The 14,962-nt window shown below is 36.7% G+C and carries 13 protein-coding genes and 1 rRNA gene; 7 read left to right on the top strand and 7 right to left on the bottom strand.

Annotated elements, in window-relative coordinates; genetic code table 11:
- Window positions 1–338 precede the first annotated feature (338 nt).
- The 7 genes from O3793_RS04465 to dnaA all read right to left on the bottom strand — a co-directional run bounded on the left by O3793_RS04465 (window position 339) and on the right by dnaA (window position 10,230).
- Window positions 339–494, bottom strand: a complete 156-nt coding sequence (locus O3793_RS04465) for a hypothetical protein (protein ID WP_371445961.1) — start codon at window positions 492–494, stop codon at window positions 339–341.
- A 737-nt stretch (window positions 495–1,231) separates the two neighbouring features.
- Window positions 1,232–3,808 carry a DNA gyrase subunit A gene (gene gyrA / locus O3793_RS04460; RefSeq protein WP_371445959.1) on the bottom strand — a complete coding sequence of 859 codons (2,577 nt, stop codon included), beginning with the start codon at window positions 3,806–3,808 and terminating at the stop codon, window positions 1,232–1,234.
- Between the two features lie 45 nt (window positions 3,809–3,853).
- Entirely contained in the window at window positions 3,854–5,791 is a 1,938-nt protein-coding gene (gene gyrB, locus O3793_RS04455; protein ID WP_371445957.1) for a DNA topoisomerase (ATP-hydrolyzing) subunit B, read from the bottom strand.
- 3 nt (window positions 5,792–5,794) lie between these two features.
- Window positions 5,795–6,922: a DNA replication/repair protein RecF gene (gene recF, locus O3793_RS04450; RefSeq protein WP_371445956.1), complete on the bottom strand. Its 1,128-nt coding sequence runs from the start codon at window positions 6,920–6,922 to the stop codon at window positions 5,795–5,797.
- On the bottom strand, window positions 6,919–7,173 hold the full coding sequence (gene yaaA, locus O3793_RS04445; RefSeq protein ID WP_005608200.1) for a S4 domain-containing protein YaaA: 255 nt from the start codon (window positions 7,171–7,173) through the stop codon (window positions 6,919–6,921). The genes recF and yaaA overlap by 4 nt, the downstream gene beginning before the upstream one ends.
- A 366-nt stretch (window positions 7,174–7,539) precedes the next feature.
- Window positions 7,540–8,697 carry a DNA polymerase III subunit beta gene (gene dnaN / locus O3793_RS04440; RefSeq protein ID WP_048783672.1) on the bottom strand — a complete coding sequence of 386 codons (1,158 nt, stop codon included), beginning with the start codon at window positions 8,695–8,697 and terminating at the stop codon, window positions 7,540–7,542.
- A 174-nt stretch (window positions 8,698–8,871) separates the two neighbouring features.
- Window positions 8,872–10,230 (bottom strand): chromosomal replication initiator protein DnaA, encoded by a 1,359-nt coding sequence (gene dnaA / locus O3793_RS04435; protein ID WP_371445954.1) that lies wholly within the window; start codon window positions 10,228–10,230, stop codon window positions 8,872–8,874.
- A 532-nt stretch (window positions 10,231–10,762) separates the two neighbouring features.
- On the opposite strand from dnaA, the gene rpmH reads away from it, so the two are divergent.
- The 7 genes from rpmH to O3793_RS04400 form a co-directional block, all read left to right on the top strand.
- On the top strand, window positions 10,763–10,897 hold the full coding sequence (rpmH, locus tag O3793_RS04430) for a 50S ribosomal protein L34 (RefSeq protein WP_005608206.1): 135 nt from the start codon (window positions 10,763–10,765) through the stop codon (window positions 10,895–10,897).
- Window positions 10,898–10,963: 66 nt separating this feature from the next.
- Complete coding sequence (rnpA, locus tag O3793_RS04425; protein WP_285252849.1) at window positions 10,964–11,308, top strand: ribonuclease P protein component; 345 nt, start codon at window positions 10,964–10,966, stop codon at window positions 11,306–11,308.
- Window positions 11,309–11,368: 60 nt separating this feature from the next.
- Window positions 11,369–12,181, top strand: coding sequence for a membrane protein insertase YidC (yidC, locus tag O3793_RS04420; protein ID WP_371445951.1), 813 nt, complete (start codon window positions 11,369–11,371; stop codon window positions 12,179–12,181).
- Window positions 12,182–12,257: 76 nt separating this feature from the next.
- Window positions 12,258–13,049, top strand: coding sequence for an RNA-binding cell elongation regulator Jag/EloR (jag, locus tag O3793_RS04415; protein ID WP_371445949.1), 792 nt, complete (start codon window positions 12,258–12,260; stop codon window positions 13,047–13,049).
- Window positions 13,050–13,360: 311 nt separating this feature from the next.
- Window positions 13,361–14,221 (top strand): helix-turn-helix domain-containing protein, encoded by an 861-nt coding sequence (locus O3793_RS04410; protein ID WP_371445947.1) that lies wholly within the window; start codon window positions 13,361–13,363, stop codon window positions 14,219–14,221.
- 2 nt (window positions 14,222–14,223) lie between these two features.
- Window positions 14,224–14,433 carry a hypothetical protein gene (locus tag O3793_RS04405; protein WP_048783664.1) on the top strand — a complete coding sequence of 70 codons (210 nt, stop codon included), beginning with the start codon at window positions 14,224–14,226 and terminating at the stop codon, window positions 14,431–14,433.
- Between the two features lie 453 nt (window positions 14,434–14,886).
- Window positions 14,887–14,962 (top strand): 16S ribosomal RNA (locus O3793_RS04400); the annotation flags it as partial.

Genomic DNA, 14,962 nt, shown 5'->3' with positions numbered 1-14,962 from the left:
GTCTCTTTGAGAAAAACGTATTTTATTTTATTTAAGAAAAAACAGGAATATAATTGATAGGGACTGACCCCAAAAAGTGAGAATTTAATAAAAACACCCTAGGACTACCGTCTCCGTTATTCAACCGGAGACAGGTAGTCCAATTTTTGTTGGATTTTTTTCATTCTCATTTACGGAGCTCAGTGCCCTAAAAAGCAAGGTTTTTCTTTTTGTGTCAAGGGTTAACGGCACTTTTTAAAATTCGTATTGATTCTATATAGTATCAAGATAAGAAGAAAAAATTCCTTTCAGGAATTTTTAAAACAAAAAATCACCCTTTTCAGGGTGATTTTGTTTATTTATGCGATAAAAGATATATAAGCGTAAAAAGCTATTAAATACAAAATAACTGAAATCATTTTCACCCAAAAAGGTACTACAACATTTTTTTTCTTTCTTAAATATATTCCAAACATAACCGTTACAATCCATAATAAATAAAACAGTTGTCTCATATAACTTCCTCCTTATATTTTTTCTCTTTTACTTTTTACTTTGTTTTTATGTGTATACTAATTTTACTACTCTTTTTTTATTGCTAAGAGTCTTTTTTCGTTTTTATTGACGGTATAATTAATTTTTACGGTACTGAATTAGGGGCTTACTCCGCCCCTATAACCCCGAGCATGCGTGCAACGCTTGACCCGACCTCTAGCAATTAAAATTCCAAAAAATCAAAAATCGGTTTAATTGTTTTTAGAAAAAGTTGTAATAGGACGTCCTATTACCATTATTGCAAAAGATAAATTTACTTCTTCAGCAACCTTCTTTTTTTTTTAGCAAACATGGTGTTTGTATAAAAATAATTATACCACTACTAAAAAATAAAAAAAAGACTGAAAAAAACAACATAGGAGGAGTAAAATTAGTGTATACATAAAATAAAAACTAGACGGTTTTACCATGGTTAAGAAAAGTTGCAATGTTGTTTACGTTCTTGTCTTTCGGATTAACTGGGGTTAGTAAGGTGGATTAAAATATGACTAAATTTACTTATGGAGTTTATTTAGGTTTATTTTTAGGCTTATTTAGTTCAATAGTTGTTTATTACTTTTTGCCAGATTTATTTCCAATATATCCCAATATACTTTCAATTTTTTTCTTTTTGAGCTTACTTTTTGCTCTATTAAGGTTCATCTATAAAAAAGTAAAACAAAAAAGCCATCAGAAATGATGGCTTTTTGCTTACTAATTATTCGTTTTCTTCGTCGACTAATTGTTGCGCAAAATCTTTCATATTGCCTTTGATGGCTTCATCTGAAAGGGATGCAGTTGGATTTTCTGTTGCTGCTGTTTCAGCAGTGGCTTCAGAAGCTTCTTCTGTTTCTTCTTCGCGGTCTACAATCGCTAATGAACTTACAATCGCATCTTGATCGAGACGCATCATACGAACTCCAAGTGCTCCACGGCCTGTTTGAGACACGTCTTCGGCATGGAATCTGATGATAACCCCTTTATTCGTCATGATGAGTAAGTCTTCGTCTCCAGTTACAGTACGTAGGCAGACAAGTGGTCCATTTTTCTCGGTAATACGAAGTGTACGAACCCCTTTCACGCCACGGCCTTTCAACGCGTATTCGCTCGCAGCTGTACGTTTTCCGTAACCTTTTTCGCTGACTACTAATACTTCACGGTCTGGAGTTAAAATATCCATTCCGATGACATAGTCGCCTTCACGTAGAGAAACCCCACGAACACCTGAAGCGGTACGACCCATCGCACGAACTTTATCTTCATGGAAGCTTACAGCGTTACCGTGATAAGTTCCGAGGATGATGCCATCATTTCCGCTTGTAACTACTACACGAATCAATTCATCATCTTCGCGTAATTGGATGGCACGTAGACCATTTGTACGGATATTCTTGAATTCTGATAGACGAACACGTTTTACTGTTCCTCGTAATGTTGTGAAGAACAAGTAACGTTCTGATTCATCTGATTCTGGAACACTGATAATCGCTTGGATTTTCTCAGCTGAATCAATGTTTAATAAGTTGATGACTGGTAATCCTTTTGCTGTACGGCTATATTCAGGAATTTCGTACCCTTTTGCTTGGTAAACTTTCCCTGTATTCGTAAAGAAGAGGAGTGAATCGTGTGTTGAACATGAAATCATGTTTTCCACGTAGTCATCATCATGGACGCTCATTCCTTGAACCCCACGTCCTCCACGGCGTTGTGCCTTGAATTCAGTGTTGGCAAGACGTTTGATATATCCATTCTTCGTTAATGTAATGACGACATCTTCTTGTTCGATTAAATCTTCATCTTCAAGGCTTAATGCTTCTCCGACTAATAATTCTGTACGACGAGGATTATCGAAACGTTGTTGGATTTCAAGAAGCTCTTGTTCGATGATTTCGTAACGAAGTTCTTCGCTCGCTAATACTTTTTCTAAGTATTGAATTGTAGCTTGTAATTCGTTGTATTCTGCATCGATTTTCTCGCGTTCTAATCCTGTTAAACGAACCATACGCATATCAAGAATCGCTTGTGCTTGTTTATCGCTTAAGCCGTATTCATTCATGAAGCGGTCTTTGGCGATATCTCCACTTGCTGAACTTCTTAAGATGGCTACAATCGCATCGATATGGTCTAAGGCGATTTGTAATCCTTCTAAAATATGAGCGCGGTCTTCTGCTTTCTTCTTATCGAATAAGCTACGACGACGAACGACTTCTTCTTGGTGATCTAAGTAGTGGCGTAAAATTTCTTTTAAGCTCAATACTTTTGGCTCTTGATTTACAATCGCAAGCATGTTGAAGCCGAAGTTTGATTGTAATGGTGTTAATTTGTATAAATTATTTAATACAACGGATGCTGAAACATCACGACGCACTTCGATCACGACACGCATACCGACACGGTCAGATTCATCGTTTAAGTAAGTAATTCCTTCGATTTTCTTCTCGTGGTGTAATTGTGCGATACGTTCTACTAAACGCGCTTTATTTACCATATATGGTAATTCAGTGATGATGATGCGTTCTTTTCCGTTTTTCAATTCTTCGATTTGTACACGTCCACGAACCGTAATCGATCCGCGTCCTGTTTCGTACGCACGGCGAATTCCAGATTTACCTAAGACAAGTCCTCCAGTTGGGAAGTCAGGTCCAGGGAGAGCTTCCATCAATTCAGTAGTTGTAACATCAGGGTTCTTCATTAATAAGTGAAGAGCAGAGATGACTTCCGCCAAGTTATGTGGTGGAATATTTGTCGCCATCCCTACGGCAATCCCTGTTGCACCGTTTACTAATAAGTTTGGAATACGTGCTGGTAAAACTTCCGGTTCACGTTCTGTTGAATCGTAGTTATCACGGAAATTAATCGTATCTTTGTTAATATCGCGAAGCATTTCAAGAGCAATTTTACTCATACGAGCCTCTGTATAACGCATCGCAGCGGCGCCGTCTCCATCGACAGAACCGAAGTTACCGTGTCCATCAATTAATGGGTAACGGTATGAGAAATCTTGTGCCATACGAACCATGGCATCGTAAATTGCAGAGTCACCGTGTGGGTGATATTTACCCATTACGTCCCCGACAATACGCGCAGATTTTTTATGCGGTTTGTCCGGTGTCACTCCAAGTTCACTCATTCCATATAAAATACGACGGTGTACTGGTTTTAATCCATCGCGTACATCTGGTAGGGCACGCGATACAATAACACTCATCGAATACTCTAGAAATGATTTACGCATGGTATGCACTAAATCAGTTGATTCAAAAGTTTCTTCAAAGTGTTTCACTTCTTCAGACATAATTCGTCTCCTTTTCTATTCTTCTCTTCAAATTCGTTTACTAAATTAGATATCTAAATCTTCCATATTGATGTATTTCGCATTGCTTTCGATGAATTCACGACGTGGTTCTACACGGTCGCCCATCAAGATATCTAAAATTTGATCCGCTTCTGCAGCATCTTCCACAGATACTTGTAACATTGAACGGTTTTCAGGGTTCATGGTTGTTTCCCATAATTGTTCCGCATCCATTTCCCCAAGACCTTTGTATCGTGATAATTGTGGTTTTGGATGTGCTGGTAATTCTTTTAGTTTCGCTTCTAACTCTTCATCATTTTGAATGTAGTATTCATTCTTACCTTGTTTCAACTTGTAAAGAGGTGGTTGCGCGATATAAATATATCCAGCTTCCACTGCAGGGCGCATATAACGATAGAAAAGAGTAATGAGCAATGTACGGATGTGACTTCCATCGACATCGGCATCGGTCATGATGACTAATTTTTGGTAACGAGCTTTCGATAAATCAAAATCTCCACCAAAACCAGTTCCCATCGCTGTAAAGAGCGAACGAATTTCTTCGTTGGCTAAAATTTTATCGAGTGTTGCTTTTTCAACGTTCAAGATTTTCCCACGGATTGGTAGAATCGCTTGGAAATGACGTGAACGTCCTTGTTTTGCTGAACCACCCGCAGAGTCCCCTTCGACGATGAATAATTCAGAAATCGTTGGGTCATTGCTTGAGCAGTCTGCTAATTTACCTGGTAAGTTTGAAATTTCTAAACCAGATTTCTTACGAGTCACTTCACGCGCACGTTTTGCAGCAAGACGTGCTTTCGAAGCTAAAATCCCTTTTTCAACAATCTTACGTGCGACTTGAGGGTTTTCCATTAAGAATTTATCGAAGTGTGTTGAGAACAAGCGGTCTGTAATCGTACGAGCTTCAGAGTTTCCTAATTTCGTTTTTGTTTGTCCTTCGAACTGTGGATCAGGGTGTTTGATAGAAACAACGGCTGTTAACCCTTCACGAACATCTTCACCGCTTAGTTTTTCTTCGTTTTCTTTCATCAATTTTTGACGACGTGCATAATCATTAATCACACGTGTGAGGGCCGTCTTCATCCCTGATTCGTGAGTACCACCTTCATAAGTATGGATATTATTCGTAAAGCTGAGAAGGTTTGTATGGTATCCAGAAGTGTATTGCATGGCTACTTCTACTTGAATGCCATCTTGTTCTCCTTCTACATAAATTGGCTCTTCGAATAACACTTGTTTTGATTTATTCAGGTGTTCTACATAGCTCTTAATCCCGCCTTCGTAGCAGAAAGATTTTCTCACTGGCTCTTCTGGTCGGTAATCCGTAATCGTTAATTTTAATCCTTTGTTCAAGAACGCTAATTCACGCACACGGTTTGCTAATTTATCAAAATCGAACTCTGTTGTTTCTTGGAAAATTTCTGGGTCTGGTACGAAATAAACGCTTGTACCGTGTTTATCTGTTGTCCCAATGATTTTTAAGTCATCTAAAACGGCACCACGTTTATAAGATTGCTCATAAATATTGCCTTCTTTAAATACTTGAACGGTTAAGTCTGTTGAAAGAGCATTTACAACAGAAGCCCCAACCCCGTGAAGACCCCCAGAAACTTTATAGCCTCCGCCGCCGAATTTACCACCGGCGTGAAGCACTGTAAATACAGTTTCTACGGCAGGACGACCTGTTTTTTCTTGAATATCGACCGGAATCCCACGTCCGTCATCAGTTACGCGAATGTGATTTTCTTTAGTGATGTCGATTTCGATATGTGTCGCAAACCCAGCCAACGCTTCGTCGATTGAGTTATCCACGATTTCCCAAACAAGGTGGTGCAACCCGGCACTACTTGTTGAACCAATATACATCCCAGGACGTTTACGAACAGCTTCGAGTCCTTCTAATACTTGAATCTGACTGGCATCATATTGCGCAGCTAATTCAGCTTTGTTTTCTTCTGTCATATGCTAATTCTCACTCTCCGTTTTTAAAATAGTTCCTTTTTCAATCGGTATTACGACTGGTTCATTAATAAATTGTTGCTTAATCCCATCCAGGCTCGTTGTCGTAATAAAGGTTTGCACCTTATTTTCAATGGCCTTAATCAGATGAGTTTGTCTATCATCATCGAGTTCGGAAAGTACGTCATCTAATAATAGAAGAGGATACTCACCTGTCGATAATTTCATCAATTCGATTTCCGCAAGCTTCAAACTGAGAACGGTCGAACGTTGCTGTCCTTGCGAACCGTACGTTTGAACCGGAATCTCGTTCAAATAAAAAATCAAATCGTCACGGTGCGGTCCAATCAGCGTTGTGGCTTGATCCGCCTCACGAGTTTGATTCTTTTTGAATTGATCGATATAAATTTCTTTCATTTGCGAAGGGGTTAAACCATCCTCCAACGGAATCGTTGCTTGATATGAAACCGAGAATTTCTCACGACCAAGCGATAACTGGTCATGAATCGGAATGGCTAAAGCCTCCAATTGCTTCATAAAATCGAGACGATGAAAGACGATTTTACTAGCTAACTCGCTTAACATCTCGCTTAAAACCTCTAAGTATTCGTCCGGCTGCTTTTTCTTAATGGCTAGCTGCTTCAAATACGTATTGCGCTGTTTTAAGACGCGATTATATTCCACTAAATCATAGAGGTAGAGGGAACTCATTTGTCCAAGTTCCATATCCACGAATTTACGTCTGTTTTGCGGAGACCCTTTGACAAGCGTGAGGTTCTCTGGGGCAAATAGAATGACATTCAAGTTTCCAAGGTAGGAACTGAGTCGTTTTTGCTCCAAATAATTCACTTTCGCGATTTTTCCTTTTTTAGAAAATTGCAATTCTAAATTCGTCTTTGTCGCTGTTTTCTCAACAGTCCCTTTAATCGTCGCAAACTCTTTTTTCCATCCAATCAGTTCTTTGTCGTTTGTAGTGCGGTGGCTCTTTGTCATCGCCAAGGCATAAATCGACTCCATCAGGTTGGTTTTCCCTTGTGCATTTTCACCAATAAAAACATGCACACCGTCTGTAAACTCTAGTTGGACAGATTCATAATTACGAAAGTTTTGTAATTGTAAATTAGTCAGCTTCATGCGTCATGTGTGTTCAAATCATTTTCATCCGATTTCATTTCTTTCACAATAAAAATACCTTCATCAGGTATTTCGACACGTGTATTCGGATATAATTTTCTACCACGTCGATTTTCTAACTCTCCATCTACAAAAACTGTATATTCTTGCAGGTACCATTTTGCTTGTCCGCCCGTTGTAATGACGTCAATATGTTTTAAAAATTGCCCTAATGTAATGTACTCATCAGAGATCGATACGATAGTTGTCATGAACTTCCTCTTTTCTAATGGATATTGGTGAGAACTCCATTAAACTCATGCATGCTCACATATTTTTAAGTAGAATAACTCTACAATATTATACAATTTTTACACGCTTTTCGCAAAGAAATTGCAAAATTTAGGGGGTTATTTCAATTTTAGGTCAAAAATAACAAAAAAGCCTAAAAAAACAAAAAACAAAATTTAATAGGATTTTTTCAAAAATTGAAAGTTTTGGACCAAAAATCACCCCAAAATCACACTGTCCAAAATTCACTTATAAGTGAATTTCGGGAAAATGCAAAAATACAGTTGAAAATAAAAAAAATCGAGCCTTCAAAATGAAAGCTCGAGTAAAAGTTTGATTCTCTATGATTACCCATTGAATGTACGAACAGGTGTCACTAATTGAATGAAGCTATGTGGAATACCAGAGTGGTCTTCTTTTAGTTTCAATGTGAATGGACGGTTTGCTTCTAAGAAGTTGATAACCGCTTCTGAAGAACCGAATAATTTCAACGCTTCTTTTAAGTAGTCTGGGTTGAATGAAATTTCAAGTGGAGCTCCTTCGAAGTTTTCCACAGCGATTTCTTCTTCAACCGTACCGACTTCAGGAGATTTCCCTGTTAATAGAATACGTTCTGGAGAAAGTGTTAATGTCGCGATATTGTTTTTATCCGTATGTGACATTAATGAAGCACGTTCTACAGCTGCTACTAATTCGCTAGCAACGACTGTAATTGAAGTGTTCGCTCCGTCGTTAATTAAACGGTCTGTATCAGGGTACATTCCTTCTAATAGACGAGAGTAGAAGGATAATGTTTCTGTTTGGAACAAGATTTGATTATCTGTAATCGCAAAATCGATTGTTTCTAATCCGTCGATGATACGAGATAATTCTAATAATGTTTTACCAGGTAATGTCATTTCGAAAGTCAATGCATCACTGCCAGCTGGCATTTGTAATGGAATGATACGTTGGCTTAAACGGTGAGAGTCCGTTGCGACTGCTTTTAATTGGTTGTCTTTAATCACCATATGAATCCCTGTTAAGATTGGACGAGATTCTGCAGTTGAAACGGCAACCGCTGTTTGTACAATCACTTGTCTAAATAATGGAACAGGAATTGTAATGACATGATTTTTTTCGATTTCTGGTAATTGTGGATAATCTACTGCTGATAATCCATTTAATGTAAATGATGCATTACCTGCTGTAATCGTTGCTTGTAATTGATCGTTTGTTTCAAGTGTGAATACATTTAAAGGTAATTTTTTAACGATTTCTCCAAAGAAACGAGCAGGAAGAACGATGCTACCTGGTTCTTGGACTGTTAATTGTAATTCTTCGTCTTCGATTGGTAAGAATACTTCGATAGAAACTTCTGAATCACTACCTGTTAATGTTAATCCTTCTTCACTTGCAACTAATTTAATCCCTGTCAAAATCGGAATTGTTGTTTTTGATGGAATTGCACGTTGCACATCTACAAGATTTTTTAAGAACCCTTGTCTGTTTACTGAAAATTTCATAACTGCCTCCTTTAGGGTGTGCTTTTATATTTAATTTATTTATTAATAAAATAGTAATAGTAGTAGGGCCTGTGTATATTGTGGAAAAGTCAATTTTCCTTATAACAGAGACCAATTTTAATTGTGGATAATCATTGTGGAAAACTCCACCGTTTTATGGTACTTATCCACAGCTTAATAACCGAGCGAATGCTTGATTTCATTAATCACGCGAATCGTTTCTGGATCATCTTTAGCTTCTTGGCTAATTTTTTCATAGGCGTGAATAACCGTTGAGTGGTCACGACCAAAATCAGCACCAATCTTTTGAAGAGAAACACGTGTTAATTCACGAGAAAGATACATCGCGATTTGACGCGGTTGAACCATCGTCTTCGTTCTTTTCTTTCCTTTAATATCTTCTACTGTAATATTGTAGTATTTCGCAACGGCGCTTTGGATATCATGAACTGTAAGAAGCTTCTCGTCGCCTCCAGGAAGGAACGATTGCAACGCTTCTGCAGCAAGGTCTGTTGAAATATCTTGTCCGACCATAACTGAGTACGCTTGAAGACGCATTAATGCTCCTTCTAATTCACGGACGTTTGATTGAATATGACCTGCGACATAACTCAATACTTCAATAGGAATATTAAATCCAAGAGAAGTGGCTTTATTTTGTAAGATCGCAATACGCGTTTCTAAGTCTGGTGGCGTAATATCTACGGATAAACCAGATACGAAACGAGATACGAGACGTTCTTGTAATTCTTTAATTTCCGTTGGTTGACGGTCACTCGTTAATACGATTTGTTTTTGGTTATTGAAAAGCGCATTAAATGTATGGAAGAACTCTTCTTGAGTCGCTTCTTTTTTGGCTAAGAATTGAATATCATCGACCAATAAGATATCCACATTACGGTAACGATTGCGGAATTCTTGCGGCGTTTTTGATCCAATCGAAGCGATCATTTCATTCATAAACTCTTCACTCGTCACGTATTTGACACGTGCGTTTGGATGGCTCTTCTTATATTTATTCCCAATGGCTTGCATTAAATGAGTTTTTCCAAGACCTACACCACCATAGAAGAAAAGAGGGTTATAGGTATTACCAGGATTATCCGCAACGTAATGCGCGGCAGCCGTGGCCATTTGATTTCCTTTCCCAATAATGAAAGTTTCAAATGTATATTTAGGATTCAAATGCGAGTCTTCCTCGATGGCAACCATTGTTGGAGTTTCAGGAATATTTGGTTGAATTTCTTCGACTCCTTGATGGAATGGAGTATTTACTGGACCTTCATCTTCTGAATCGATAAAACGTGGTTCAAAAGATTGTCTAAAGTAATCATATCCAATTTCCATAATGTCTCTAATGAGGTTATCTTGCCAATATCTCGCAAATGTCTTAGAAGGCACTTTAATATAGAGAATATTTTGTTCAATTCGAATCGGTTCAGCTGGTTTAATCCAGTGATTAAAGGTAAATTCGGAATTTGTTTTTTCAAAGTGTTCTAATAATAGTTTCCAAAATTCTTGGATGGAATTCATAAATGCACCTCCTTATATCGTTTTCAAGATTCTAATCCATTTAACAGTGTACCATCTTTCCAAAAAGTTTTCCACAATCGGATTGATAAAATCACAAAAAAAGATTATTTTTGATAACTTTATCCACAAAACGGTGGATAAGTCGAAGAAAAAAGTGGATATTCACAGAGATATGCACATAAAAATAGCAGTTATAAACAATAAAGAAAGTTGGTATAAAAGGAATTTAATAGAGTTATCCACCATTGTGCATAATTTTTGTAAACAGATTGTTATTTTGTGGATAAATTGTTTATAAGTCTGTGGAAATCGTCTTTTATGCAAAAAAGCTATCCACCATCGATGTGAATAACTAAAAAAATAGAACAAAATAGACAGTTATTTGTAGAAATTTTTAGCCTGATTATGTTATGATACTTCAGTAATTTAGTGATTAGATAGTTTATATTGACAATTAAACATTTTATATTTATAATGTACTAGACTGTCTAGGGAGACTAGATATTTCATTTACAGTAGGAGGTGCACACGAATGAAAAGAACATATCAACCAAGCAAACGCAAACGTCAAAAAGTTCACGGATTCCGTAAACGTATGAGCACAAAAAATGGCCGTAGAGTATTAGCAAGCAGACGCCGTAAAGGTAGAAAAGTTTTAGCAGCTTAGATCACTGAACGTCTCAGTGGTCTTTTTTTTTAAAAACCATTTGAGTGACTGGAGAGATTCAAGTAGATGAAGAAATCGTTTCGAGTAAAGAAAGACCGCGAATTTCAAAAGGTATTCCACAAGGGAAAATCGACAGCGAACCGTCAATTCGTTATTTATAAATATAATAAGGAAGGCCAATCCCATTTTCGTGTGGGAATCTCTGTCAGCAAAAAACTTGGAAATGCGGTTACGCGTAATCGTCTTAAAAGAAGAATCCGTCATATTTTAATGGAACTGGACGACCAATTGGCGCAAGATGTAGATTTTATCGTCATTGCTCGTCAACCCATCGTACAAATGTCTTATCAAGAAATGAAAAGCAGTATGATGCATGTTTTAAAATTAGCTACATTAATACCTAAAAATTAAGATTCCTACTATAAATAGGAATCGTTGAAAATTAAATATTCTAAAAGGTGGGACTTTTCAGTGAAGAAAAAAAGCCAATTGATTTTATCATTAGCAGTTTTAACTTTATTTTTAGCGGCCTGTGGAACTTCTCCAATTACGGAGTCTAGTACAGGATTCTGGGATCGAATTGTTCTATATAATTTATCTCAATTTATCATCTGGTTATCAAACCTATTAGGTGGAAGTTACGGTTTAGGGATTATCGTCTTTACGATTATTACTCGTTTAATTATGGTTCCTTTAATGCACTTCCAATACCAAAGCACGCGTAAACAAGCGATTCTTCAACCAGAAATTAAAGCTTTACGTGAGAAGTATTCAGCACGCGACCGTGCAACACAAGAATTGCTTCAAGCTGAAATGAACGCTTTATACGAGCGTGAAGGTATCAACCAATATGCTGGATGTTTACCATTATTAATTCAATTGCCAGTCATGATGGCATTGTATCAAGCAATCAGCCGTACAGACGTATTGAAAACAGGTCATTTCTTATGGTTCCAATTAGACCAACCAGACCCATATTTCATCTTACCAGTCTTAGCAGCATTAACTACGTACATCACAACATGGTTATCAATGAAAATGCAAGATACTGGTGGCGCTGGTAAAGTTATGATGTATGTCATGCCAGCAATGATCCTATTTATGTCTCTTGGGTTATCAAGTGCGTTATCACTCTACTGGGTAGTCGGAAACGTATTTATGGTAGGCCAAACATTACTATTAAATAATCCATTTAAATTCCAAGAAGAGCAAAAAGCAATTGCCGCTGAGAAAAAACGTCGTGCAAGGGCGCTCGAAAAAGCGAAAAGAAGACACGGAAAATAATTCTTATAGAGCTCTTGTTGAAATGTCTCAATCATGAGATAATAACAATGATTTTTATAGAGTAGGAGAGTTTACGATGACAAATACAATTAAAGTAAGTGACGTTTCAGTAGAAAAAGCAATCCAAAAAGGATTACGTCAGTTAGGATTACCGCAAGACCAAGTGTTTGTGGAAATCATTTCTGAAGGTAAAAAAGGATTGTTTGGCTTCGGTCAAAAAAATGCTGAAGTGGAATTAACACCAGTGGCTACAATGGTTAGCGAAGAAGTAGTAGAAGAAGTTGTGGAACCTGTTGTTGAAACAGCAGAAGAAGTAACTGTAGAAACAGTAGAAGTTCCTGAAGAAGACTTCGATGAAGATGATTTCGAAGAAGAAGAAGCAGGAGAAGTAGATTACGAAGAAACTGTAGACCAATTAGAAGAAGCTGCTCGTGTGACAAAAGAATACTTAGAAGGCATCGCTAAAACATACGGCGCTGAAGCAACAGTAACGGTTGAAGCACGTCGTGACCGCATGACTTTCGTATTCGATACAGACAAACAAGGTCTTTTAATCGGAAAACATGGTAAAATCTTGAATGCTTTACAAGTACTTGCACAAGTATCTGTACACCGTTTCGTTAAAGGACGTATTTCAGTTCAAGTGGATGTTGGTGATTACCGTCAACGCCGTAGTGAAACATTACAACAAATTGCGGAAAGAACAGCTCGTAAAGTATTAAAAACAAAACAACCTGTTTACTTAGAACCACTTCCAGCGTATGAAAGAAAACAAATTCACGCTGCGTTAAGTAAAAATAAACGCATCTCAACTCACTCAGAAGGTAAAGAACCACATCGTTACCTCGTAGTTGAAATCGCAGAATAGAAAAATGAAAGCTTATGACCGTTTCGGTCATAAGCTTTTTTTGTGCTTTCAAAATCGACATTTAAAGGATAATGCTTAGAATGATTATTATATCAATCATTTTAGCGAAAATAAATGTAATGAAAATAACTTTCATTAAAATAAATGACGGTTATATAAAAAAATATATAATCGCCATTTTCATTCAGAAAAAAAGAAAAATTCCTATAAAACTCTACCAAATTGAAGTTTTTCCTTTGGATATATCGATAAATAAAGGTATAATAAATTTGATATAGGGGACATATATTAAATAAAAGAAAGGAGATATTATGGATATTCAAATTTTTGTGAATCGAAGAAAAGAATTAGGTTTATCTCAAATTGAATTGAGTGAGGGTATTTGTACACAAGCTACATTGAGTCGATTCGAAAATCACGGTCAAATTCCTTCAATGAAAATATTGACCTTGCTTTGCAAAAAGTTGCAAATGGACGTAGGGGAGTTATTTCCATCTGTAGCGATTAAAGACTCAGTGTTAAATAAGAAACTTGATAAAATAGAATTCAATATCGTGAGTATGGAATATGAAGAAGCAGAAGAGCTGATTAAGAGTATTAATGTTGCACACTTAACAACGCAACAAGAGTGGCGATATCTATATTTAAAGGGCTTCACGCATACATTAATGAACAAAGATGATGCGGACAGTTTCTTCTATTTTAATCAATTATTGGCGGATCATTCAGACGTAGATAATAAGTATATCTTTTTAGCCTACACCGGAATTGGCCTTATTTATATGAATCAAGCCGATTACGATAAGGCAGAGTACTTCTTTGAAAAAGCTATTCACCAAATTGATTCGTATACCATCGAGTCTGTAGAAGATGTTTGTCGTGTCCTAACAGTCCTATATTACGCAGCAACATTTTATGCGACGATTAAGGAATATGATACAAGTGATGTGTTATTACGCCGTGGGGTAACGATTTGTGGGGAAAATCATGTTACTTACTATTTAGCACGTATTAAATATTTACAAGCTGAAAATGCATATGTAAATGAATTTGGTCAAGAAGAAGTTAAAGAATTGATTAGAGACGCTGCCGCATTTGCCAGACTGAATAAAAATACTGTATTATTAGAAAAGATAAAAGTATTTGAAGACCGTGTGGTGAAAGGAGAATAGATATGTCTATTCGTCTCAAAAAGGAAGATTTCCTCAAAAAAGAAAAACTCGAAGTTCCTGAAACATTAAAAGAGGAACTAGTCAATGATGAATATGATTTAGATAGTTTTGGAGATGCGTTTATTATGATGCCAAAAATGGAAGAAGATAAACGTCAACAAAACCTAGAAAAGAACATCAAAAAAGAGTGGCTCGAGGATTTCGAAAACTAGTTTCTACTATAATATAGTAAACAAATTCAAAAAGAAGACTTTGGTGAGTTCGCCGAGGTCTTCTTTTATGTTTGAAAAAGCATTTCTGTAAATATTTTATTTGAAGTTTTTTCATAAAAAATTCTTAGTAAAAACAGTGGCATTTTAGTTGAAATTGCCTATCAGTTATGATAAATTAATATCACTGTGAAGCGAACGTTCGCTTTTAAAACATTTTCAAAAAAGTTTTGAAAACAGCAGACGTAATCGTTTGACGCAGAGCCTATATTATGATAATATATAGGAGTTGTTGCAAAACAACGATTGACCTTTGAAAACTGAACAAAGAAGACAAACCAAATGTGTAGGGACTTCATCTTAGTGATGAAGAAACAACAATTTCTTATCTCTTTAAAGAGATACAATAAGTCAGTAATTAAAATGAGCTTTTCAAAGCTCATGAAAATTCAATTTTTTCATGAGAGTTTGATCCTGGCTCAGGACGAACGCTGGCGGCGTGCCTAATACATGCAAGTCGAACGAGAGCGAC

The organism is Granulicatella sp. 20925_1_28 (assembly GCF_041433575.1).
In the GTDB taxonomy this organism is placed as follows: domain Bacteria; phylum Bacillota; class Bacilli; order Lactobacillales; family Aerococcaceae; genus Granulicatella.
Note: the sequence above shows the minus strand (reverse complement) of the source record. Positions and strands in the feature narration are given on the sequence as shown.

Excerpts from the sequence above, each read along its gene's own strand:
- O3793_RS04465 (WP_371445961.1), bottom strand. The coding sequence starts at position 494 with ATGAGACAACTGTTTTATTTATTATGGATTGTAACGGTTATGTTTGGA.
- gyrA (WP_371445959.1), bottom strand. The coding sequence starts at position 3,808 with ATGTCTGAAGAAGTGAAACACTTTGAAGAAACTTTTGAATCAACTGAT.
- gyrB (WP_371445957.1), bottom strand. The coding sequence starts at position 5,791 with ATGACAGAAGAAAACAAAGCTGAATTAGCTGCGCAATATGATGCCAGT.
- recF (WP_371445956.1), bottom strand. The coding sequence starts at position 6,922 with ATGAAGCTGACTAATTTACAATTACAAAACTTTCGTAATTATGAATCT.
- yaaA (WP_005608200.1), bottom strand. The coding sequence starts at position 7,173 with ATGACAACTATCGTATCGATCTCTGATGAGTACATTACATTAGGGCAA.
- dnaN (WP_048783672.1), bottom strand. The coding sequence starts at position 8,697 with ATGAAATTTTCAGTAAACAGACAAGGGTTCTTAAAAAATCTTGTAGAT.
- dnaA (WP_371445954.1), bottom strand. The coding sequence starts at position 10,230 with ATGAATTCCATCCAAGAATTTTGGAAACTATTATTAGAACACTTTGAA.
- rpmH (WP_005608206.1), top strand. The coding sequence starts at position 10,763 with ATGAAAAGAACATATCAACCAAGCAAACGCAAACGTCAAAAAGTTCAC.
- rnpA (WP_285252849.1), top strand. The coding sequence starts at position 10,964 with ATGAAGAAATCGTTTCGAGTAAAGAAAGACCGCGAATTTCAAAAGGTA.
- jag (WP_371445949.1), top strand. The coding sequence starts at position 12,258 with ATGACAAATACAATTAAAGTAAGTGACGTTTCAGTAGAAAAAGCAATC.
- O3793_RS04410 (WP_371445947.1), top strand. The coding sequence starts at position 13,361 with ATGGATATTCAAATTTTTGTGAATCGAAGAAAAGAATTAGGTTTATCT.
- O3793_RS04405 (WP_048783664.1), top strand. The coding sequence starts at position 14,224 with ATGTCTATTCGTCTCAAAAAGGAAGATTTCCTCAAAAAAGAAAAACTC.